Annotated in this window: 22 protein-coding genes; 4 read left to right on the forward strand and 18 right to left on the reverse strand. The window is 69.5% G+C overall.

Annotated elements, in window-relative coordinates; all coding sequences use genetic code 11:
- Positions 1–3 precede the first annotated feature (3 nt).
- Positions 4–783 carry a 6-phosphogluconolactonase gene (pgl, locus tag SM116_RS10230; RefSeq protein WP_320940882.1) on the forward strand — a complete coding sequence of 260 codons (780 nt, stop codon included), beginning with the start codon at positions 4–6 and terminating at the stop codon, positions 781–783.
- A gap of 57 nt (positions 784–840) precedes the next feature.
- Here the strand turns inward: pgl and SM116_RS10235 are convergent, their stop codons facing one another.
- From SM116_RS10235 to SM116_RS10285, 11 genes are all read right to left on the reverse strand, one after another.
- Positions 841–1,197, reverse strand: coding sequence for an RNA polymerase-binding protein RbpA (locus tag SM116_RS10235; protein WP_320940883.1), 357 nt, complete (start codon positions 1,195–1,197; stop codon positions 841–843).
- A gap of 1 nt (position 1,198) precedes the next feature.
- The gene (secG, locus tag SM116_RS10240; RefSeq protein ID WP_320940884.1) at positions 1,199–1,450 is read right to left on the reverse strand and encodes a preprotein translocase subunit SecG; all 252 of its coding nucleotides are present in this window, start codon (positions 1,448–1,450) and stop codon (positions 1,199–1,201) included.
- Between the two features lie 89 nt (positions 1,451–1,539).
- Positions 1,540–2,328, reverse strand: a complete 789-nt coding sequence (gene tpiA / locus SM116_RS10245; protein ID WP_320940885.1) for a triose-phosphate isomerase — start codon at positions 2,326–2,328, stop codon at positions 1,540–1,542.
- Positions 2,319–3,533, reverse strand: coding sequence for a phosphoglycerate kinase (locus SM116_RS10250; protein WP_320940886.1), 1,215 nt, complete (start codon positions 3,531–3,533; stop codon positions 2,319–2,321). The genes tpiA and SM116_RS10250 overlap by 10 nt, the downstream gene beginning before the upstream one ends.
- Before the next feature lie 6 nt (positions 3,534–3,539).
- Positions 3,540–4,550, reverse strand: a complete 1,011-nt coding sequence (gene gap, locus SM116_RS10255) for a type I glyceraldehyde-3-phosphate dehydrogenase (RefSeq protein WP_320940887.1) — start codon at positions 4,548–4,550, stop codon at positions 3,540–3,542.
- A 107-nt stretch (positions 4,551–4,657) separates the two neighbouring features.
- Positions 4,658–5,284 (reverse strand): superoxide dismutase, encoded by a 627-nt coding sequence (locus SM116_RS10260; RefSeq protein ID WP_320940888.1) that lies wholly within the window; start codon positions 5,282–5,284, stop codon positions 4,658–4,660.
- Positions 5,285–5,435: 151 nt separating this feature from the next.
- A complete protein-coding gene (gene whiA / locus SM116_RS10265) occupies positions 5,436–6,404 on the reverse strand; it encodes a DNA-binding protein WhiA (RefSeq protein ID WP_320940889.1) in 969 nt (322 codons plus the stop codon).
- Between the two features lie 86 nt (positions 6,405–6,490).
- Positions 6,491–7,360, reverse strand: coding sequence for an RNase adapter RapZ (gene rapZ / locus SM116_RS10270; protein WP_320940890.1), 870 nt, complete (start codon positions 7,358–7,360; stop codon positions 6,491–6,493).
- A 39-nt stretch (positions 7,361–7,399) separates the two neighbouring features.
- Positions 7,400–9,307, reverse strand: a complete 1,908-nt coding sequence (uvrC, locus tag SM116_RS10275) for an excinuclease ABC subunit UvrC (protein ID WP_320940891.1) — start codon at positions 9,305–9,307, stop codon at positions 7,400–7,402.
- Between the two features lie 3 nt (positions 9,308–9,310).
- Complete coding sequence (gene uvrA / locus SM116_RS10280; RefSeq protein WP_320940892.1) at positions 9,311–12,229, reverse strand: excinuclease ABC subunit UvrA; 2,919 nt, start codon at positions 12,227–12,229, stop codon at positions 9,311–9,313.
- A gap of 58 nt (positions 12,230–12,287) precedes the next feature.
- Entirely contained in the window at positions 12,288–12,725 is a 438-nt protein-coding gene (locus SM116_RS10285) for a MarR family winged helix-turn-helix transcriptional regulator (protein ID WP_320940893.1), read from the reverse strand.
- A gap of 42 nt (positions 12,726–12,767) precedes the next feature.
- Between SM116_RS10285 and SM116_RS10290 the strand changes: the two genes are divergently transcribed.
- Positions 12,768–13,004: a hypothetical protein gene (locus SM116_RS10290; protein WP_320940894.1), complete on the forward strand. Its 237-nt coding sequence runs from the start codon at positions 12,768–12,770 to the stop codon at positions 13,002–13,004.
- Between the two features lie 18 nt (positions 13,005–13,022).
- Here SM116_RS10290 and uvrB read toward each other — a convergent pair whose 3' ends face one another.
- Together uvrB and coaE are read right to left on the reverse strand one after the other, a co-directional pair.
- A complete protein-coding gene (gene uvrB / locus SM116_RS10295; RefSeq protein ID WP_320940895.1) occupies positions 13,023–15,101 on the reverse strand; it encodes an excinuclease ABC subunit UvrB in 2,079 nt (692 codons plus the stop codon).
- Positions 15,102–15,211: 110 nt separating this feature from the next.
- Positions 15,212–15,811: a dephospho-CoA kinase gene (coaE, locus tag SM116_RS10300; protein ID WP_320940896.1), complete on the reverse strand. Its 600-nt coding sequence runs from the start codon at positions 15,809–15,811 to the stop codon at positions 15,212–15,214.
- A 114-nt stretch (positions 15,812–15,925) separates the two neighbouring features.
- On the opposite strand from coaE, the gene SM116_RS10305 reads away from it, so the two are divergent.
- The gene (locus SM116_RS10305; protein ID WP_320940897.1) at positions 15,926–16,669 is read left to right on the forward strand and encodes a response regulator transcription factor; all 744 of its coding nucleotides are present in this window, start codon (positions 15,926–15,928) and stop codon (positions 16,667–16,669) included.
- Positions 16,670–16,672: 3 nt separating this feature from the next.
- Here SM116_RS10305 and SM116_RS10310 read toward each other — a convergent pair whose 3' ends face one another.
- The 5 genes from SM116_RS10310 to SM116_RS10330 form a co-directional block, all read right to left on the reverse strand.
- Positions 16,673–17,827 (reverse strand): fused MFS transporter/spermidine synthase family protein, encoded by a 1,155-nt coding sequence (locus SM116_RS10310; RefSeq protein ID WP_320940898.1) that lies wholly within the window; start codon positions 17,825–17,827, stop codon positions 16,673–16,675.
- On the reverse strand, positions 17,824–19,488 hold the full coding sequence (locus SM116_RS10315; RefSeq protein ID WP_320940899.1) for a sensor histidine kinase: 1,665 nt from the start codon (positions 19,486–19,488) through the stop codon (positions 17,824–17,826). Before SM116_RS10315 ends, SM116_RS10310 begins: the two co-directional genes overlap by 4 nt.
- An 86-nt stretch (positions 19,489–19,574) precedes the next feature.
- The gene (gene rpsA / locus SM116_RS10320; protein WP_320940900.1) at positions 19,575–21,026 is read right to left on the reverse strand and encodes a 30S ribosomal protein S1; all 1,452 of its coding nucleotides are present in this window, start codon (positions 21,024–21,026) and stop codon (positions 19,575–19,577) included.
- A 175-nt stretch (positions 21,027–21,201) separates the two neighbouring features.
- Positions 21,202–21,849 carry a PH domain-containing protein gene (locus SM116_RS10325; RefSeq protein WP_320940901.1) on the reverse strand — a complete coding sequence of 216 codons (648 nt, stop codon included), beginning with the start codon at positions 21,847–21,849 and terminating at the stop codon, positions 21,202–21,204.
- On the reverse strand, positions 21,846–22,013 hold the full coding sequence (locus SM116_RS10330; RefSeq protein WP_320940902.1) for a hypothetical protein: 168 nt from the start codon (positions 22,011–22,013) through the stop codon (positions 21,846–21,848). The genes SM116_RS10325 and SM116_RS10330 overlap by 4 nt, the downstream gene beginning before the upstream one ends.
- A 149-nt stretch (positions 22,014–22,162) precedes the next feature.
- Here SM116_RS10330 and SM116_RS10335 point away from each other — a divergent pair, with 149 nt between their 5' ends.
- A complete protein-coding gene (locus SM116_RS10335) occupies positions 22,163–22,546 on the forward strand; it encodes a DUF3054 domain-containing protein (RefSeq protein ID WP_320940903.1) in 384 nt (127 codons plus the stop codon).
- The last annotated feature ends 5 nt before the right edge of the window (positions 22,547–22,551 follow it).

Genomic DNA, 22,551 nt, shown 5'->3' on the forward strand with positions numbered 1-22,551 from the left:
CGCATGCCTGATACATCCGACGAGAAGCGCGTGGTCGTGCATGCCGATCCGTCGACTCTCGCCGACGCGGTCGCCGGCCGGTTCATCCAGCGACTGATCCGCGGCGCGGGCGCGGGCGGCCCGATCCATGTGTCCCTCACCGGCGGATCGATGGGGGGAGCGGTGCTGGCCGCCGTCCGCACGCATCGACGGCTGTCGGAGGTGGACTGGGCCGACGTGCACTTCTGGTGGAGCGACGAGCGCTTCGTCGAGGCCGACAGCCCGGAGCGCAACGACGTGCTGGCCCGCACCGCGCTGCTGGATCACCTCGACATCCCGGCCGCCAACATCCACCCGATGGGCGCGTCGGACGGCCGACTCGACCTGGATGCCGCGACCGACGCGTATTCGCGGGAGCTCGCGGCCTTCGGCTCTGCGCAGGAGCCGTGGCCGTCGTTCGACGTCTGCTTCCTCGGAGTGGGCCCCGACGGGCACATCGCATCGCTCTTCCCGGACCGCGGCGAGATCCTCGTCACGGACCGTGTCACGCTCGCGGTGCGCGACTCCCCCAAGCCTCCGCCGGAGCGCATCACCCTCACCCGGCCCGTGATCAACGGCTCGAAGCGCGTGTGGCTCGTGCTCGCCGGCGCGGACAAGGCATCCGCTCTCGGCCTCGCCCTGGCCGGCGCCAGCTACCCGAGCGTGCCGGCCGCGGGCGCCAAGGGGCGTCGCCGCACGGTGTTCTTCGTCGATGAGGCCGCGGCGTCCCAGGTGCCGCCGGAGCTCATCGACCCGGAGTACTGACGAAGAAGCGGATGCCCCGACGGGGCATCCGCTTCTCTTGTCGAAACCGGTGTCGGATCAGGCCTGGCCACGCCGCTCGCGCAGCTGCTGCAGCGCGTCATCAAGCAGCTGCTCGGCCTCTTCCTCCGTGCGACGCTCCTTCACGTAGGCGAGGTGCGTCTTGTAGGGCTCCGACTTCGGCAGCTCCGGGGGGTTCGTCTTGTCGCGACCCGCGGGAAGGCCCGAGTGCGGGGAGTCGATGATGTCGGGGATCTCCTCGTCGGGGATGCCGGCCGAGAAGTAGCGCACCGTCTCGTTGCCGAGCGCGTCCCAGTACGAGATCGCGATCCGCTCGGCGTGGTAGCCGTGGTCCTGTTCGCCCATCGGGCCCGCACCGACGCGCGTGCCCCGGATGGCGTTTCCGCCTGTTGCCATGTCAGAGTCCCTGGAACTTGGTGATCAGGCCGAGGGCCACGATCGAGACGAACCACACGAGGGCGAGGACCACCGTGAAGCGATTGAGGTTGCGCTCGGCGAGACCCGAGGAACCGAGCGAGGAGGTGAGCCCGCCGCCGAACATGTCGGAGAGGCCGCCTCCTCGACCCTTGTGGAGCAGGATCAGCAGCGTCAGCAAGAGGCTCGTGATGCCGAGCAGCACCTCGAGGACGAACTGGATGATGTCAACCACGTAAAGCCTTTCCATGCCGCCCGTCGGAGCGCGCACAAGGGACCATTATACGAGTCCCCGGCCCGTGAGCCGGGGAGTCGCTCGGCTTGTCAGACGCCGACGTGCTTCTGGTACCGGACGATCGCCGCGAATTCGTCGACGAGCAGGCTCGCCCCGCCCACGAGCGCGCCGTCCACATCGGGCTCGCGCATGAAGCTCGCGATGTTCGCCGCCTTCACCGAACCGCCGTACAGGATGCGGGTCGCCGCGGCGGCGTCCGCGCCGAGCGCCTCCGCCACCACGCCGCGGAGCTTCGCGCAGACGTCCTGGGCCTGATCCGGCGTCGCCGCCTGGCCCGAGCCGATCGCCCACACCGGCTCGTACGCCACCACGACCTCGGTGCCGGCGGGAAGACCCTCCAGCGCCTTCTGCAGCTGACCCACGGGAACGGCGCTCGCGCCGTGCTTCTCGAGGTCCTCGGCGGTTTCGCCGACGCAGATCACGGGTACCAGCCCGTTGCGGATCGCCGCCTGCACCTTGGATGCCACGACCTCGTCGCTCTCGGCGTGATACTCACGGCGCTCGGAGTGACCGACGATCACGTAGCGGCAGCGGAGCTTCGTCAGGAAGGCGCCCGAGACCTCACCCGTGTAGGCGCCGGAATCGTGCTGCGACAGGTCCTGCGCACCGAGGGCGAACGGGATCCGGTCGGCGTCGATCAGCGTCTGCACGGTGCGCAGGTCGGTGAAGGGCGGGAAGACCGCCACCTCCACGGCGTCGTCATGCTTGGCATCCCTCAGCGTCCAGTGCAGCTTCTGGATGAAGGCCACCGACTGCAGGTGGTCGAGGTTCATCTTCCAGTTGCCGGCGATGAGCGGCGTACGGGTCGTCACTGCCATCCGAGGACCTCCAGTCCGGGAAGCTTCTTGCCCTCGAGGAACTCGAGGCTTGCGCCGCCACCTGTTGAGATGTGACCGAACTGGCTGTCCGCGAAGCCCAGCTGGCGCACCGCGGCGGCGGAGTCGCCGCCGCCCACGACGCTGAGCCCCGTCACCTCGGTGAGCGCCTCGGCGATCGCCCGCGTTCCGGCCTCGAAGGCCGGCATCTCGAACACGCCCATCGGCCCGTTCCAGAACACGGTCGTGCTGGTGCGGATGTGCTCGGCGAACTGCGCAGACGTCGCGGGGCCGATGTCGAGACCGAGTCCCGAGGCCCCGAATGGCGTGTCCTCGAGCGCGGTGGCGTCCGCGACGACGTGCTCGGCATCCGCCGAGAAGGACGCGGCCACCACCGCGTCGACGGGCAGCACCAACTCCACGCCGCGCTCGCGCGCGGTTGCGATGTACCTGCGGACCGTGTCGAGCTGGTCGGCCTCGAGAAGGCTCGAGCCGACCTTGTGGCCCTCCGCCGCGAGGAAGGTGAACATCATCCCTCCGCCGACGAGCAGGCGGTCCACGCGCGGCAGGAGGTGCTCGATGACGCCCAGCTTGTCGCTGACCTTCGATCCGCCGAGCACGACCGTGTAGGGGCGCTCGGGGTTCTCGGTGAGGCGATCGAGCACGTCCAGCTCCTGCTCGATCAGCAGACCCGCCGCCGAGGGGATCTGCTGCGCGAGCTCGTACACGCTCGCCTGCTTGCGGTGGACGACGCCGAAGCCGTCGGACACGAGAACGTCGCCGAGTGCGGCCAGCTCAGCCGCGAAGGCGGCACGGGTCGCGTCATCCTTCGCCGTCTCTCCCGCGTTGAAGCGGAGGTTCTCGATCACCGCGACGTCGCCGTCCTCGAGGGATGCGACGGCGTCGTGCGCCGACTCGCCGACAGTGTCGCGGGCGAAGGCGACCGGCTTTCCGAGCAGCTCGGAGAGCCGCTGTGCGACCGGCTCCAGGCTGTACTTCGGATCGGGGGCTCCGTCGGGCCGGCCCAGGTGCGAGCAGACGACGAGTCGCGCGCCCTGGTTGATCAGGGCGTTGAGCGTGGGCAGCGACGCGCGCACGCGGCCATCGTCCGTGATGACGCCGTCCTTCAGGGGGACGTTCAGATCACAGCGGACGATGACGCGCGCGCCTGCGAGCGAGCCCAGGGATTCCAGGGTGCGCAGTGCCATCGTGCGTCAGAGACGCTCGGCGACGTACTCGGTCAGGTCGACGAGACGGTTGGAGTAGCCCCACTCGTTGTCGTACCAGCTCGAGACCTTGACCAGGTTGCCGCTGACGTTCGTCAGGCCCGAGTCGAAGATCGACGAATGCGGGTTCAGCTGGATGTCGCTCGAGACGATCTGGTCGTCCGTGTACTCGAGGATGCCCTGGAGGCGACCGCTGGCGGCAGCCGCCTTGTACGCCTCGTTGACCTGCTCGATCGTCAGGCCCTCGGTCGGCGTGATGATCGTCAGGTCGACGATCGAGCCGGTGGGGACCGGAACGCGGTAGGACGAGCCGCTCAGCTTGCCGTTGAGCTCGGGAAGCACGAGGCCGATGGCCTTCGCCGCGCCGGTCGAGGCCGGGACGATGTTGATGGCGGCGGCGCGGGCACGACGCAGGTCGCTGTGCGGGCCGTCCTGCAGGTTCTGGTCGGCGGTGTAGGCGTGGGCCGTCATCATGAAGCCGCGCTCGATGCCGAATGCGTCCTCGAAGACCTTCGCCAGCGGAGCGAGGCAGTTCGTGGTGCATGAGGCGTTCGAGAGGATGTTCATCGTGGCCGGGTCGTAGGTCTCCTCGTTCACGCCCATGACGAACGTGCCGTCCTCGCCGCTGGCGGGAGCGGAGATGATGACCTTCTTGGCGCCGCCGGCGATGTGCTTGCCCGCATCCGCCGCCTTCGTGAAGCGTCCGGTCGACTCGATGACGATGTCGACGCCGAGCTCGCCCCACGGCAGGTTCGCCGGGTCGCGCTCTTCGAACACCTTGATGGCCTTGCCACCGACGGTGATGGAGTCGCCGTCGTACGACACGCTCTCGGAGAGCTGGCCGCCGACCGAGTCGTACTTGAGGAGGTGCGCGAGCGTCTTGTTGTCGGTGAGGTCGTTCACCGCCACGATGTCGAGGTCCGCGCCCTGAGCGAGGGCGGCGCGGAGGAAGTTGCGTCCAATGCGGCCGAAGCCGTTGATTCCGATCTTGACGGTCACGGAATGTCTCCAGAGGGGGTGTCATGCGCGAGAGCGCGATTGTAACGATTCCAGACAGCGGACAACGGCGTCCCGGCAGAGCGGACCCTGCCGGGACGCCCTACACGCTATGACAGTACCAGCAGGCCCGAGGTCTGCTCGCGGGCCGTCGAGAAGCGCTTCTGGACGTTGGCCCAGTTGGCGATGTTCCAGAACGCCTTGACATAGTCGGCGCGGACGTTCTTGTAGTCCAGGTAGTACGCGTGCTCCCACACGTCGAGCAGCAGCAGCGGCACGCTGCCTGCGGCGAACTGCGACTGCTGGTCGAAGAACTGCTGGATGATCAGGTTCTCGCCGATCGAGTCCCAGAACAGCCCGGCCCAGCCGGAGCCCTGCACGCCCAGCGCGGCGGCGGTGAAGTGCGCCTGGAACTTGTCGAACGAGCCGAAGTGGTCGTCGATGGCGGACTCGAGGTCGCCCGTCGGCTTGTCGCCGCCCTCGGGCGAGAGGTTCGTCCAGAAGATCGAGTGGTTGGTGTGACCGCCCAGGTTGAAGGCGAGGTCCTTCTCGAGCTTGTTCACGTTCGCGAGATTGCCCGAATCGCGCGCCTCGGCGAGCTGCTCCAACGCCGTGTTGGCGCCGGCGACGTACGCCGCGTGGTGCTTGTCGTGGTGCAGCTGCATGATCGTCGCGCTGATGTGCGGTTCGAGTGCCGCGTAGTCGTAGGGGAGGTCGGGCAGCGTGTAGTTCGCCATAATCGCTTCTTCCTATCGGCGCCGCGCCGAGGCTCACCCGGTGCAGCGAGGGTGACGTGTTCATCCTAGTAAGCGGCAACACCGCCGTTCCGAGGTTGCTTCCGCCTATGACGGCGACGCGGGGGCGATACCCAGGTGCGGCCGCGACGCGTCAGGCGCCGGGAACGCCGACGGCCGTGCCGGGAAGACCCTCGGCGGCCGCCTTCTTGTCCGCCATGGCGAGGAGGCGACGGATGCGGCCCGCCACGGCATCCTTCGTCAGCGGAGGGGATGCGTGATGCCCCAGCTCGTCGAGACTCGCATCGCGGTGCGCCAGGCGCAGCTCGCCGGCCTCTCGGAGGTGGTCGGGGATCTCGTCGCCGAGGATCTCCATCGCACGCTCCACGCGGGCGCACGCGGCCACTGCTGCCTGCGCGGAGCGGCGGAGGTTCGCATCGTCGAAATTGACCAGGCGGTTGACGCCGGCGCGCACCTCGCGGCGCTCGCGCAGCTCGTCCCAGTGCGCCGCTGTGCGCCCTGCACCCATCGCCTGGAGTGCGATGCGGATGGCGTCGGTCTCGCGGACGACGACGCGCGGCACGCCCCGGACCTCGCGCGCCTTCGCGGCGATGCCGATGCGGTGGGCGGCGCCCACCAGGGCCATGGCCGCCTCGCTCGACGGGCACGAGATCTCGAGCGCCGCGGAGCGTCCGGGGTCGGACAGAGAGCCGGCGGCGAGGAACGCGCCCCGCCACACGCCGGCGAGATCCTGGCGATTGCCTGTCGTGACGCGGTTCGGCAGCCCGCGCACGGCGCGACGACGCTGATCGAGAAGGCCCGTCTGCCGGGCGAGGGTCTCGCCCCCGTCGATGACGCGAACGGCGTAGAGGCTCGGCCCGTGGGGGCCCGATCCCTGCACCTGCACGAGCTCCGGGCGCACACCGTACAGCTCGACGAGCTCGCGCGCCGTGCGGCGAGCGAGGACCTCGGAATCGAGCTCGGCCTCGACCGCGACGCGGTTCGCAATCGAGTGCAGCCCGCCGGAGAACCGCAGCAGCGCCGTCAGCTCAGCCGCGCGAACGGTCGGTCGAGGGTCGCGCAGCGCGATGAGCTCTGCCTTCACGTCGGCGGTGAGGGGCACGGCACTCCTTGCGGATCGGCGGTCGGGACGGTCGTCCAGCCTACCCGGAGCGGCGGCCTGCTGCGGGCCGCCGTATCCGCGGGCTGTCATTCATGACCGAGGTCGCGGTGCGCGACGCGGACGGCCACGCCCGGGATCGTCGTCAGCCGCTGTGCGAGCTCGCGGGCCACCGCGACCGAGCGGTGCTTGCCGCCGGTGCATCCGATCGCCAGCACCGAATGGCGCTTGTTCTCGCGCTGATACCCCTCGAGAACGGGCCGGAGCGCCCGCTCGTAGGCGTCGATGAATTCCTGGGCGCCGGGGGCTTCCAGGACGTATGCGCGCACGGCGTCGTCCTCCCCGGTGAGGGGACGCAGCTCCTCGACCCAGAACGGGTTCGGCAGGAAGCGCATGTCGGCCACGAGGTCGGCATCCGGCGGCAGGCCGTACTTGAAGCCGAAGCTCACGATCGTGAGGGAGTGCCGGGCGGCGCCCTGCTCCGAGAACATGTCGACGACCGTCGTCGCCAGCTGATGGATGTTGAACGCCGACGTGTCGATGACGACGTCCGCGCTCTCGCGGATGGCCGCGAGCCACTCCCGCTCCAGGCGGATGCCGTCGAGGATCGTGCCCTCGTCCTGCAGGGGGTGCGGCCGCCGCACAGCCTCGAAGCGACGCACGAGGACGTCGTCCGACGCATCCAGGAAGACCACCCGGAGCTGCTGGCGCGCATCGCGGAGGGCTCGCGTGACGTCGGGCAGCTCGGTGAACAGATCGCCCCCGCGCACGTCGACCACGACAGCGACCTTCGGCAGCGCCGAGCCCGCGTACTGCGTGAGCTCCAGGAGCGGCTTCAGCATCTGCGGGGGCAGGTTGTCGACGACGTACCAGCCGAGGTCCTCGAGCGCGTTCGCCGCCGTCGAGCGCCCCGCGCCGGACATGCCGGTGACGATGAGCATCTCCCCCGCGTCCGTCATGGGTCCCCCTCGTCTCCGCCGGAACCGACGACGACCAGCCTATCGAGAGGACAGATGCGCGTGCACGGAGGACGCCAGCTTGGGGCCGATGCCCGGGAGCTCGGCGATCTGCTCGGGCGTCGCGTCACGCAGCGCGGTCACGGAGCCGAAGTGGCGCAGGAGCGCCTTGATGCGCGCATCCCCGAGTCCGGGCACCTCCGCGAGCACCGTCGTGATGTCGCGTCGCCGGCGCTTGCGCTGATGCGTGATCGCGAAGCGGTGGGCCTCGTCGCGCAGCCGCTGCAGCAGGTACAGCGCCTCGGATGTGCGGGGCAGGATCACCGGGTAGTCCTCGCCCGGCAGCCACACCTCCTCCAGCCTTTTGGCGATGCCGCACAGGGCGACCTCGGGGTGTCCGGCGTCTTCGAGAGCGCGCTGCGCGGCTGCGACCTGCGGCTGTCCGCCGTCCACGACGAGCAGCTGCGGGCGGTACGCGAAGCGGGCCCGCTTCCGCGTCGTGACGACCGGCTCGTCGCCATCCGCCACCGCCTCGGCCACGGGATCGGGCTCCGGCTCCTCCGGCCGGTCGAGATATGCCAGCCGCCGCATGAGCACCTGGTGCATCGAGTCGGTGTCATCCGTCGTCTCGGCGATGGAGAACGACCGGTACTGGTCCTTGCGGGGCAGGCCGTCCTCGAACACGACCATCGACGCGACCACATTCGTGCCGGACAGGTGGGAGATGTCGAAGCACTCGATGCGCAGCGGCGCCTCCGCGAGGCCGAGAGCCTCCTGCAGGTCGGTGAGGGCGTGCGATCGCGCGACGTAGTCGCTCGTGCGGCGCGTCTTGTGGAGCATGAGCGCCTGCTGGGCGTTGAGCGTCGCGGTACGCATGAGGTCGGCCTTCTGGCCGCGCTGCGCGACAGTCAGGGACACCGCCTTTCCCCGGCGCTCGCGCAGCCACTGCTCGAGCTCGGCGGAGTCCTCCGGCAGCTGCGGCACGATGACCGTGCGCGGGATGTCGATGGCCGTCGCATTGCCGTAGGCCCGCTGCAGCACCTGGTCGACGAGCTCGGCTCCCCCGATGTCGATCTCCTTGTCGACGGTCGACGCGCGGACGCCGCGGACACGTCCGCCTCGCACGACGAAGTGCTGGACGGCGGCGGAGAGCTCGTCCTCCGCGATGCCGAAGAGGTCGGCATCCGTATCGTCCGAGAGGACCAGGGCACTGCGGCTGAGCACCGCGTCGATCGCCTGCAGCTTGTCGCGGAAGACGGCGGCGGACTCGTAGTCCATCGCGGCGGAGGCCTCCCGCATCCGTCGCGTGAGCTCGCGGGCGAAGCGCTCGTCGCCGCCGGACATGAATGCGACGAAGTCGTCGACGACGGCTCGGTGCTCCTCCACCGTGACCTTCATCGAGCAGGGGCCGCCGCACCTGCCGATCTGGCCGGGGAAGCACGGCCGCCCGGTCTGCATCGCGCGCTTGTACGACGCGTCGCTGCACGTGCGGATGGGGAAGACCTTGATCATGAGGTCGATCGTGTCGTGCACCGCCCAGACCTTCGGATAGGGACCGAAGTACTTCGCGCCGGGAATGCGGCGGTTGCGAGTGACGATGACCCGCGGAGCCTCATCAGCCAGGGTGATCGCCATGTAGGGGTACGACTTGTCGTCCTTGTAACGCACGTTGAAGGGCGGCGAGAACTCCTGGATCCACATGTACTCCAGCTGCAGGGCCTCGACATCGCTGCCGACGACGGTCCATTCGACGGAGGCCGCGGTCGTCACCATCCGCCGGGTGCGCTCGTGGAGCGTGCGCAGCGGAGCGAAGTAGTTCGACAGCCGGGCGCGCAGGTTCTTCGCCTTGCCGACGTACAGGATGCGGCCGTCGCGGTCGCGGAAGCGGTACACCCCGGGGTCGGTGGGGATCTCCCCCTGCTTCGGCTTGTACGGAAGCTGATCCGCCATCGCTCAGCCGGCCTTGCGCGCGAGCGACTCCTGCAGCGTCGCGCCATCCAGCCCGAGCACCTCCGCGAGGAACACGCCCGTGTGCGAGCCCTCGGCGCGCGCGACCTTCTCCGGAGTGCCGGTCGCGATGATCTGGCCGCCGCCCGATCCGCCCTCGGGGCCCAGGTCGATGACCCAGTCGGCCGACTTGATGACATCGAGGTTGTGCTCGATGACGATGACCGTGTTGCCCTTGTCGACGAGGCCGCCCAGGACCTCGAGCAGCCGGCGCACATCCTCGAAGTGGAGGCCCGTCGTCGGCTCGTCGAGCACGTAGATGCTGCGACCGTTCGAGCGGCGCTGCAGCTCGGTGGCGAGCTTGACGCGCTGCGCCTCGCCGCCCGACAGCGTCGTCGCCGACTGGCCCAGGCGGACGTAGCCGAGGCCGACGTCCACCAGGGTGCGCAGGTAGCGATGGATCGCCTGGATGGGCTCGAAGAATTCCGCCGCCTCGGAGATCGGCATCTCGAGCACCTCGGCGATGTTCTTGCCCTTGTAGTGCACGGCGAGGGTGTCGCGGTTGTACCGCTTGCCGTGGCAGACCTCGCAGTCGACGTAGACGTCGGGCAGGAAGTTCATCTCGATCTTGATCGTGCCGTCGCCCGCGCACGCCTCGCAGCGCCCGCCCTTGACGTTGAACGAGAAGCGGCCCGGCAGATAGCCGCGGACCTTCGCCTCGGGCGTCTCGCTGAAGAGCGTGCGAATGCGGTCGAAGACCCCCGTGTAGGTCGCCGGGTTCGAGCGCGGCGTGCGCCCGATCGGCGCCTGGTCGACGTGCACGACCTTGTCGAGATCGTCGAGCCCGGTGATGCGCGTGTGCTTGCCCGGGACGGTGCGGGCGCCGTTCAGGCGCTGTGCCAGCACCTGATACAGGATGTCGTTGACCAGCGACGACTTGCCCGAACCGCTGACGCCCGTCACCGCGGTCATCACGCCGAGCGGGAACTCCGCCGTCACGTTCCTCAGGTTGTTCTCCCGTGCGCCGACGACCGTGAGCATGCGCTTGCGGTCGATGCGCCGGCGCTTGGTCGGGGTCGGGATGCTGCGCCGGCCCGCCAGGTAGTCGCCCGTGATCGACCCCTCGTCCGCCAGGAGCGATGAGAGCGGGCCGCTGTGGACGACCTCGCCGCCGTCGACGCCGGCGCGTGGTCCGATGTCGACGATCCAGTCGGCCGCGTGGATGGTCTCCTCGTCATGCTCGACCACGATGAGCGTGTTGCCGAGGTCGCGCAGCGTGACCAAGGTCTCGATGAGGCGCCGGTTGTCGCGCTGGTGCAGGCCGATCGAGGGTTCGTCGAGGACGTACAGCACGCCCGTCAGGCCCGACCCGATCTGGGTCGCCAGGCGGATGCGCTGCGCCTCACCGCCGGACAGCGAGCCGGCCGACCTGCTGAGGTTGAGGTAGTTCAGTCCGACCTGGATGAGGAAGTCGAGGCGCAGCCTGATCTCGCGCAGCACCTGCGCGGCGATCTTCGCCTCGCGGTCGGTGAGCTTGAGCTCCGCGAAATAGCGCTGGGCGTCGGCCAGGCTGAGAATCGACGCATCGGCGATCGAGTGTCCGTGGACCTTCACCGCGAGCACCTCCGGCTTCAGCCGGGCGCCGTCGCAGACGGGGCAGGGAACTTCGCGCAGGTACTCGGACCAGCGCTGGCGCTGCGCATCCGACTCCGCCTGGATGTACTGGCGCTCGATATAGGGCACCACACCCTCGAAGCCGGACGAGTAGCGCATCTCGCGCCCGTACCGGTTCTTCCACCGGACGGTCACCTTGTAGTTCTCGCCCCGCAGGACCGCTTCTTTGACCGCCTGCGGCAGTCGACGCCACGGCGTGTCGAGCGAGAAGCCGAGGTCTTCGGCGAGGCCCTGCAGGAGGCGCTCGTAGTACTGGAAGAGGCCCTTGCCCTGAGTCGTCCACGGGATGATGACGCCCTCGGCGATCGAGAGGTCCTGGTCGCCCAGCATGAGCTCGACGTCGACGGACATGCGCGTGCCGAGGCCCGAGCAGGCCGGGCACGCGCCGAAGGGTGCATTGAAGGAGAACGTGCGCGGCTCGATCTCGGTGAGCTGCAGCGGGTGCCCGTTGGGGCACGCGAGCTTCTCGGAGAAGGACTGCCACGCGGCGTCGCCCTCCTCATCGACGAAGTTGACCTGCATGATGCCGCCGGCGAGGCCGAGGGCGGTCTCGACGGAGTCCGTGACCCGGCCGAGGATGTCGGGGCCGGCCACGAGCCGGTCGACGACCACCGCGATGTCGTGCTTGTAGCTCTTCTTCAGGACCGGAGGCTCGGCCAGCTGGATCAGCTCGCCGTCGACGACGGCGCGTGCGTAGCCCTTGGCGCTCAGCTCGCGGAAGAGATCGACGAACTCGCCCTTCTTCTGCGTGACCACCGGCGCCACGATCTGGTACCGCGTGCGCTCGGGCAGATCGATCAGCTGATCGGCGATCTGCTGCACGGTCTGCCGTTGGATGACCTCGCCGCACACGGGGCAGTGCGGGATGCCGATGCGCGCCCAGAGGAGGCGCATGTAGTCGTGGATCTCGGTGATCGTGCCGACGGTCGAGCGCGGGTTGCGGTTGGTGGACTTCTGGTCGATCGAGACGGCAGGGCTGAGGCCCTCGATGAAATCGACGTCGGGGCGGTCGACCTGTCCCAGGAACTGACGGGCGTAGGCGCTCAGCGACTCGACGTAGCGCCGCTGGCCCTCGGCGAAGATCGTGTCGAACGCCAGGCTCGACTTGCCCGAGCCGGACAGGCCGGTGAACACGACGAGCGAGTCGCGCGGGATGTCGAGATCGACGTTCTTGAGATTGTGGACGCGGGCCCCGCGGACGCTGAGTCTTCCGCTGGTGAATCCGGAGTTGGCGAGGGGGACGATGGGCACCCGTCAAGTCTAGGTGGGGGGTCAGACACCGGCTTCGGACACACGTTCGATCCTCAGGTCACGGCGCCGTTCGCCGACCGGCGAACGGCGCCAATCCATCGCGCAGGGCGGCGATCTGCTCCGCATCCATCCCGACCCGCTCCATGATGCGCCCTGGGACGTCGAGCGCGAGCTCTCGGAGATCGCGGCCCGCGTCGGTCAGGCCGATGTCGAGGCGCCGCTCGTCGTCGGCGCTGCGCATCCGTGTGATGAGTCCTTGCGCCTCGAGCCGCTTCACGAGAGGTGAGAGGGTCGGCGGCTCCATGGCGAGCTCGGCGGCGAGATCGCGCAGCGATCGGGGCGACTGCTCCCACAGTGCGAGCATCACGAGATACTGCGGATGCGTGAGCCCCAGCGGCTCGAGCACCGGCCGGTAGATCCCGACGACGTTGCGGGCCGCGGTCACCAGCGCGAAGCAGAGCTGGTTGTCGAGCTTCAGGAGGTCTTCCCGATTCATGCGCCTATCCTACGACCACGAATAGTTAGTACACTAAGAATCATGACCGCAGACAGACCGGCCCGTCCTCCGCTCCGCACGCGCGTCCGCGAGGCGGGCGGCTGGTACTCGTGGGTGAACTCCCGGCTCATCCGGCTCGCCGGGCCCGCCTCGGTCGGACCGTACGAGACGACCCCCGAACCGGTGCGCACCGAGCGCCCGTGCCCGCTGTGCGGTGCGCCGATGTCGACCCACACGTTCGACCGCTCGGGGCCGAAGCCCCTGCTGCACTGCCCCTGACCCACCCTCCGCGGGTGCTCAGACGTGGCCCGCGCGCTCCATCGCGCGCAGCTCCTTCTTGAGATCCTGCACCTCGTCGCGCAGCCGTGCCGCCAGCTCGAACTTGAGCTCGCCGGCCGCCGCCAGCATCTGCGACGACAGATCCGCGATCGTCGACTCGAGCTGCGCCGCACCCTCGGCCGCGATGCCCGTCCCCAGTCGAGGTGTCGGGCTCTTGCCCTTGCCGCTCTTGTTCTTGGACGCATCCCGTCCGCGCATCATGCGGTCGGTGTCCGAGGCCTCGCGGGCCAGCACCTCGGTGATGTCCGCGATCCGCTTGCGCAGCGGCTGCGGGTCGATGCCGTTCGCGGCGTTGTAGGCGAGCTGCTTGTCGCGGCGCCGTTCGGTCTCCTCGATGGCGTTGCGCATGGAGTCGGTGACCGAGTCGGCGTACATGTGCACCTCGCCGGAGACGTTGCGCGCCGCGCGGCCGATCGTCTGGATGAGCGAGGTGCCGGAGCGGAGGAAGCCCTCCTTGTCGGCATCCAGGATCGCCACGAGCGAGACCTCCGGAAGATCGAGGCCCTCGCGGAGCAGGTTGATGCCCACCAGGACGTCGTACACGCCGGCGCGCAGCTCGGTCAGCAGCTCCACCCGGCGGAGCGTGTCGACGTCGGAGTGGAGATAGCGGACCCGCACGCCGTGCTCGCCGAGGAAGTCCGTCAGCTCCTCCGCCATCTTCTTCGTCAGAGTCGTCACGAGCACGCGCTCGTTGCGGCCGGCCCGGACGCGGATCTGCTCGAGCAGATCGTCGATCTGCCCCTTCGAGGGCTTGACGACGATCTTCGGGTCGACGAGTCCGGTCGGACGGATGATCTGCTCGACGACCCCGTCGGCGATCCCCATCTCGTAGCGCCCCGGGGTCGCGGACAGGTAGACCGTCTGGCCGATCCGGTTCTTGAACTCGTCCCAGCGCAAGGGACGGTTGTCCATCGCGCTCGGCAGCCGGAAGCCGTGCTCGACGAGCGTGCGCTTGCGCGACGCATCCCCCTCGTACATCGCGCCGATCTGCGGGACCGTCGCGTGGGACTCGTCGATGACGAGCAGGAAGTCGTCGGGGAAGAAGTCGAGCAGGGTGTGCGGCGGCTCGCCCGCTACGCGCCCGTCGAGGTGCCGGGAGTAGTTCTCGATGCCCGAGCAGAAGCCGAGCTGCTGCAGCATCTCGAGGTCGAACGTCGTGCGCATGCGCAGCCGCTGCGCCTCCAGCAGCTTGCCCTGCCGCTCGAACTCCGTGAGACGCTCCGCCAGTTCGGCCTCGATCGTGCCGATCGCGCGCTGCACGACGTCGGTGCCGGCGACGTAGTGCGACGCGGGGAAGATGGGGACCGACTCGAGACGCTTCACCACATCGCCGGTCAGGGGATGCAGCATGTACAGCGCCTCGATCTCGTCGCCGAAGAGCTCGATGCGGATCGCGAACTCCTCGTACACCGGGATGATCTCGATCGTGTCGCCGCGGACACGGAAGTTGCCGCGCGAGAAGTCCACGTCGTTTCGGTTGTACTGCATCGCGATGAACTGACGGATGAGGGCGTCCCGGTCGTACCGCTCCCCCACCTGCAGCGCGACCATGTTGCGCAGGTACTCCTCCGGCGCGCCGAGGCCGTAGATGCACGAGACGGTGCTGACGACGACGACGTCGCGGCGGCTCAGCAGCGAATTGGTCGTCGAGTGGCGCAGGCGCTCGACCTCGGCGTTGATCGACGAGTCCTTCTCGATGAAGGTGTCGGTCTGCGGGACGTACGCCTCGGGCTGGTAGTAGTCGTAGTAGCTGACGAAGTACTCGACGGCGTTGTGCGGCATGAGGTCGCGGAACTCGTTGGCGAGCTGGGCGGCCAGCGTCTTGTTGTGCGCGAGCACGAGCGTCGGCCGCTGCACCTGCTCGATGAGCCAGGCCGTCGTCGCGGACTTGCCCGTTCCGGTGGCGCCGAGGAGCACGACATCCGTCTCACCGGCGTTGATGCGCGCGGCGAGATCGGCGATCGCCTGGGGCTGGTCGCCGCTCGGCACGTACTCGCTCACGACCTCGAACGGGCGCACGGATCGGGTCGTCTGCATGCTTTCCAGCGTAGGCCGGGCCACGGACATCGGGGCCGGACATCCGGGCCGGGTGTCCGGCGCGCCGACGACAGGTCCGACTCTCGGGCCATCGCGGGCGCTGCGGCGGCTCAGGACCCGGCGAGGCGCTCCCACAGGGCGTCGGTCTGCGCGATCGTCTCGTCGAGCGCCCCGGACGTGTCGATGACCACGTCGGCGAGGGCGAGCCGCGTATCGTCGTCGGCCTGGGCGGCGATGCGCGCCCGAGCTTCCGGCTCCGACAGACCGCGTAGGGCGACGAGCCGGCGGACGCGGGTCTCGACGGGAGCGTTCGCCACGACGACGAGGTCCCAGCGGTCGCCGGCGCGGGCTTCGGCGAGCAGCGGCACGTCGTAGACGACCACCGCGTCGCGGTCGGCCTCGAACGCCGCAGCGAAGCGCCGGTGGGACTCCGTCGCGACGGCCGGGTGGACGATGGCGTTCAGCCGCGCCAGCGCCTCGGGGTCGCCGAAGACGACGGCGCCGAGAGCCGCCCGATCCAGGGCTCCGTCGGGGCGCAGCATCCCGGCGCCGAACTCTGCCGCGATGCGCTCCAGCACGGGCGACCCCGGGCTCTGCACATCCCGCACGATCTGATCGGCGTCGACGATGACCGCCCCGTGCTCGGCGAGGCGGCGGGCGATCGTCGACTTCCCCGAGGCGATGCCTCCGGTGAGCGCGATGAGAGGCATGTGACGAGCATGCCACGGATGGATGGCACGGCCGGCCGCCGGCCCGTTAGCATGACGGGTGTCCATGCGCGCCCAGAGGCGGTCGCGGGATGCGGTCGTCATGAGGGGCTCGAGATGGATGTGGCACGCGTAGCCGTCGTCGTCGAGGATGACGAAGACATCCGAGCTCTGCTCGCCGCGGTCCTCGAGCAGGCCGGATTCGATGTGCACACGGCGGCGACCGGGGCCGACGCCCTCGACCTGGTCCGTGCCCACGATCCCATCGTGACGACCCTGGATGTCGGTCTGCCGGGAATGGACGGCTACGAGACGGCGCGACGCATCCGCGAGATCAGCTCCGCCTACATCGTCATGCTGACCGCGCGCACCGAGGAGATCGACGCGCTGCAGGGGCTCGACGCCGGCGCGGACGACTACATCACGAAGCCCTTCCGTCCCCGGGAGCTGCGCGCCCGCATCGATGCGATGCTGCGCCGGCCACGCATGCGCTCCGACGTGGCGGTCCGGCCCGGGCCGGCCTCGGGCTCCGACGGCGAGTCGTGGCTCGAGCACGACGGCCTTCGCGCCAACCCCGCCATGCGCCTCGTGGTCGCCGACGGCCGCACGATCGAGCTCACCCGCAGCGAGTTCGACATCCTCGTCGAGCTGCTGACCTCCGACCGCAGGGTCGTGTCGAAGTCGCAGCTCGCCCTGCTGCTGCGCGGCGAGAGCGATCCCGGCGCCTATGTCAACGACAACGACACGCGCGCCATCGAGGTGCACGTGGCGAACCTGCGCCGGAAGCTCGGCGACTCCCCGTCGAGTCCGCGCTGGGTGGAGACGGTGCGCGGCGTGGGCTATCGGCTCCCCGCCGGCTGAGCCTCACGCCTCCCCGATCAGCACGGACGACTCGACGCTCGACGCCGCCCGGCGCGCAGCATCCCGCGCCGTATCGATCAGGGTCTGGGCGTCGTAGCCCGCGGTGGTGCTGAGACCGACGCCGACGCCGAGGACCGGGATCACTCCCCCGCTGACGCGTCCGAGCTCGTCGAACACCCCGCGATAGACGACGGATGCGCGCCGCCGCGCATCCACGGGCGACTCGGCGACGGTCGCGAAGATCATGCCGGCTTCGCCATCCGTACCGACCACCGCCTGCGCCGGCGCGTAGCGGCGGACCGCCGCGCGCCAGGTCTGCACGACGTCGCCCGCCGTGTCGCCGCCGAACGCCGTCGCGATCTGTTCGAGATCCTCGATCCGCACCGACACGACGGCGATGAGCTCGCGACGCCAACCGGCACGCCGAGCCAGCACCCGCAGCCACGCCTCGAATCGCGCGGTGGAGACGATGTCGAGATCCCCCTCCTCCACCACGGGCTGCGCACGGTCCGGTGCGCGCTCCGCGAGCAGGACGGAGGTCGCTACGGTCGCGACGATGATGAGCACGACGGTGATGAGGCTCGTCGTCACCGTGCCGAACCAGCTGGTGAACAAGGCGCTGTCGGGACCCACGACGAGCAGCGCCGTCGTCCGCGACACGTAGTAGAGCGCGAGCAGCCCGAGCACGAACGCGAATCCCCACGCCGGACGACGTGTCAGGAGATCACCGCGCAGGCATTCGGCCGATCCGGCCGCCCCCATGACGATGAGACTCGCGAACATCGCCAGCGCCCCTTGCCAGCCGTCCGGCCGTGGCGCCGTCAGCAGGACGGCCGCACCGGTGCCGAGCGTGGCGATCACGACCGCGGCCACCGCCCAGCCCATGCGCCGGCCGTTGAAGTTGCGCGCGCCGAGCCAGAGGCATCCGATCCCCGCGACGAAGGCGCTGTTGCCGACGCACACGAGCCACGCCGTCGTCGGGTAGGCGGCCCACAGCGCGTAGGCGAGCGTCGTCACGATGGCGCCGACGTACGCGACCGACCAGATCGCACCGGTGCTGTCGTCGCGTCGGACCATCGCTCCCGCGATGAAGATCAGTGCGCAGACGATGACGACCAGCGCGGTCATCGCGGATACGGATGTCGGCTCGAGCGTCACCGGGACTCCTCCGCGGGCGGACGGGCGGGCAGACGCACGACGAAGGTCGAGCCGACGCCGACGGTGCTGCGCAGCGTGATGTCGCCCCCCTGCGCGCGCACGAAGTCGCGGCTGATGGCGAGCCCGAGCCCGGACCCGCGACGCTGGCCGCGGACGCCCTCGGCCCGGTAGAACCTCTCGAAGACCCTCTCCTGCTCGTCGTCCGGGATGCCGACGCCGGTGTCCCGGACGAGCAGCCAGGTCGATGTGCCGTCGGTCGTCGTGCCGATGGTCACCGTGCCCCCGTCGCGGTTGTAGGCGATGGCGTTTGCGATCAGGTTGTCGACGACCTGGCGCAGGCGCAGCGGATCGGCGTAGGCCGTGGCCTCCTCGAGGCCGCCCGCATCCAGGATGACCGCCTTGCGGGTCGCACGCGGCGACAGCGACTCCGCCGATGCCCGGGCGATCTCGGCGACGTCGAGCTCACGCGGCGACATCGTCAGCGCCGGAGTCGCGGAGCTGCTCGATGCCGCGAGGATGTCGCCGACGATGCCGAGGAGCCGCTCGGCGTTCCGCTCGGCGATGCGGAGGTTCGCGCGCGCTCCGTCCGGCAGGCCGTCCGCGTCGAGCGCGAGCTCCAGATAGCCGAGGATCGACGTGAGCGGCGTGCGCAGCTCGTGCGAGACGGATGCGACGAGCTCGTCGCGTGCGCGCAGCGCCGTGAGCTCACCGGTCACGTCGCGCGAGACGACGACGGCTCCGGCATCCGCCCCCGTGTCGTCGGTGAGCCGCCGCGCCGACACGCTGAGCGCCCGCCGCGCGGGGCCGGGCTCGCCGAACCACACGACGTCGTCGTCGAAGGCGTCGCCGCGCAGCGCCCGCTCGAGCGGCATCTCGCCCGCCGGCACGGGCGTCTCGCCGTCCGCGCGGAAGACCGGAGCCGCACCCTCCTGCGTGTCGTCGACGTCGAGCGTCTGGAGCCGGCCGTAGGCGTCGTTCGTGACCGCGGTGGCGCCGTCCGCCCCGACGCGGATGACACCGAAGTCCACCGCATCCAGCACTTCCGTGACCTCCTGCTCCTGGCGCCGCGTCCGCTCGAGGACGCGGCTCAGGAGCTGGGCCTGTGTGGATAAGAGGGTGCGCTGCGCGGCCGTGCGGCGGGCGGTGAGGAAGCTCGTCACCCCCACGGCCAGCACGATCAGGGGCAGCAGCACGTTGTCGTAGGTGAGGGCGCCGCTCGGCTGCAGGACGAGGGTCGCCCAGAAGAGAAGGCACACGCCGGTGATGGCGCCGAACATGCCGAGCAGGCCGAAGCCTGCGGCGATCCACATCGTCGGGAAGACCCAGAGGAGGGCCAGACGCGAGCTCGGAGCGGATGCGCGCATCACCATGATCGCGATGATGTCCGCGGCCGGCACGATCGCGGTCAGACCGTACGGCAGGCGATCCCACGGGATGACGAGCGCCGCCGCGAGTCCCGCGAATACGACGAGCGCGCCCGCGAAGAACAGCGGGCCGTCTCCGGAATACGAATCGACGGCGACGAGCACCGACAGCACGAGCACGACGGTGGCCAGGAGCGCCTGATTGAGCGTCGCTGCGCGACTGCGGGTGCGATCGGGCAGCGGCGCGCGACGTGCTGCGCGCGCGGGGATGCGCGGATGTTCGGTCACCGCTGTCATGGGACGACCGTACCGCGCGGAACCCCCGGGTAGAACGACGCGGGGCCGGAGCCCGAAGGCTCCGACCCCGCGTTACGTGGTGCGGATCAGCGACCCGAGAGCTTCTCGCGCAGCGCGGCGAGAGCCTCGTCGTCGGCCAGCGTGCCGGCCGGGGTCGAGTCGCTCGAGAACGTCGACGGCACGTCGACGCCGCCGACGTTGTTCGCCTCGGCCTCGAGGGCCTTGGCGACCTGCGCCTTGTGCGCCTCCCAGCGCGCGTGGGCGGCAGCGTACTCCTGCTCCCACTTCTCGCGCTGCTCGTCGAAGCCTTCCTTCCACTGGTTGGTCTCCGGGTCGAAGCCCTCGGGGTACTTGTACTCCCCGTTCTCGTCGTACTCGGTGACCATGCCGTAGAGGGCCGGGTCGAACTCGGTGCCGTACGGGTCGACCGACTCGTTCGCCTGCTTGAGCGACAGCGAGATGCGGCGACGCTCGAGGTCGATGTCGATGACCTTGACGAAGACCTCTTCGCCGACCGACACGACCTGCTCGGCGAGCTCGACGTGCTTGCCCGACAGCTCCGAGATGTGCACGAGGCCCTCGATGCCGTCCGCGACGCGGACGAAGGCGCCGAACGGCACGAGCTTCGTGACCTTGCCCGGGGTGACCTGGCCGATGGCGTGCGTGCGCGCGAAGACCTGCCACGGGTCCTCCTGGGTCGCCTTCAGCGACAGCGAGACGCGCTCGCGGTCCAGGTCGACCTCGAGGATCTCGACGGTGACCTCCTGGCCGACCTCGACGACCTCGGACGCGTGCTCGATGTGCTTCCACGACAGCTCGGAGACGTGCACGAGGCCGTCCACGCCGCCCAGGTCGACGAACGCACCGAAGTTGACGATCGACGAGACGACGCCCTTGCGGACCTGACCCTTGTGCAGGTTGTTGAGGAACGTGGTCCGCGACTCGGACTGCGTCTGCTCGAGCAGGGCTCGGCGCGAGAGCACGACGTTGTTGCGGTTCTTGTCGAGCTCGAGGATCTTCGCCTCGATCTCCTGGCCGAGGTACGGCGTCAGGTCGCGGACGCGGCGCAGCTCGATGAGCGACGCCGGGAGGAAGCCGCGCAGGCCGATGTCGACGATCAGGCCGCCCTTGACGACCTCGATCACCTGACCGGTGACGACGCCGTCGGTCTCCTTGATCTTCTCCACGTCGCCCCAGGCGCGCTCGTACTGCGCGCGCTTCTTCGACAGGATGAGGCGGCCTTCCTTGTCCTCCTTCTGGAGAACGAGCGCCTCGACGTGGTCGCCGACCTTGACGACCTCGTTCGGGTCGACGTCGTGCTTGATGGAGAGCTCGCGCGAGGGGATGACGCCCTCGGTCTTGTAGCCGACGTCGAGGAGCACCTCGTCGCGGTCGATCTTCACCACGGTGCCCTCGATCAGGTCGCCGTCGTTGAAGAACTTCAGGGTCTTCTCGACCGCGGCCAGGAAGTCCTCAGCAGAGCCGATGTCGTTGATCGCGACCTGCTTGGTGGCCGGGGCGGTCGTTGCGGTAGTCATGTAGTGGGTAGTCCCTTTGGATGGTTTCGTCGGGCTCCGGACGCGCACGACAGCACATGCGGAGCAGGTGGATTTCTTGAACCGTCGCTCGCGCAGGCCGAAACAGCGCCCACGAGTGACACTCCAGAGTATCAGAACGCGCGGGCCATCTTCGGTGTTCCGCCCGCGATGGCGATCACCGCGGGAGCTGGATGGGGTCCGTCGTGGTGCGGTCGGGGTCGAACCAGTCGTACGGCGTGGTGTCGTCGCCGGCAGCGGGAGGTGCCGTGGGCTGCGGCGGCACCGGCGGAGTCCCCATCCCGTCGTCGATCACGGGACGCGGCCCGGCGTAGCCGCGCAGGCCCGCCTGGGCGATGACGCGCTGGATCGTGAGGCCGCGCTCGTCCGGCCGGCCGACGAAGCGGATGTCGCGCAGGCCCTGATCCTGGGCGGCCGACTCGAACACGAAATGGCCGTACCCGAGGACGCGCCCGACGAAGGGCTTGTAGACGGAGATGTCCAGGATGCGCGAGAGCGGCATCGTCGCGACCTGCTCCGAGAGGATCCCGTGGATGCGGAACACCCGCATGTTGGTGATGACGAAGCGATCGCGGCGCCGGTCGAGGATCCGCCAGGCCGCATGCAGCATCAGTGCGACACCGAGCAGCGTGGGCAGCCACCAGACGGGTGGCACGACCACGGCGATGCAGGTCACCACCAGACCGCCGGCGAGCTCGAGCGACGCGCCGACGACAGCGGCCCAGTGCTTGCGGACCTCGTCGATCACGACCTCGCCCTGATCCGAGATCAGGTGCTTGGCGGTGCGCGGGTCGACCTCGATCATGAACCCGCGAGCGAGGTGAAGAAGTGGACGACGGCCTCGCCGGCACCCCACACCACGGCGACCGCGCCGTGCACGGCGTTGGCGGCATCCTGCGGACGCGTCACGAGGTAGAAGAGCGCGAACGCGATGACGAACACGATGACGATGCGCTTGAGGATCTTCACGGGCAGGGTCCTTCCGGGTCGTCTTGCTGTCGGTCGAAAGCGGTCCCCCCGGACGCCAACTACCCATTAAACCGCGCGCGAGGCTCCCGGCGCGGCTCCGACACGCGGTGGCGGGCGGTGCGCCGATCGAAGGCTGAGAGGATGGAGGGATGCGTCATCCCCTTCGCACCGTCCTGCTCGCCTTCGCCGCGGACGCCGTCCTGGTCGTGGTGTTCGCCGCCATCGGCCGTGCCAGCCACCACGAAGCCGTCCTTCCCGGGCTGCTCGAGACGGCATGGCCGTTTCTCGCAGGGCTCGCACTGGGCTGGCTGATCTCGCAGGCGTGGCGCGCTCCGCTGGCGCCGGTGCGCACCGGCCTGCCGGTGTGGGCGCTCACGGTCGCGGCGGGGATGCTGCTGCGCGGGGTCAGCGGGCAGGGCGTGGTCGTGGCGTTCGTCATCGTGGCGTCGATCGTCCTGCTGGTGTTCCTCGTGGGCTGGCGCGCCGTCGCGCGACTCGTGACCCGCCGCCGCGCGGCCGTCGACGCCGCGTAGGACTC

This window comes from Microbacterium rhizosphaerae, assembly GCF_034120055.1.
GTDB lineage: Bacteria > Actinomycetota > Actinomycetes > Actinomycetales > Microbacteriaceae > Microbacterium > Microbacterium rhizosphaerae.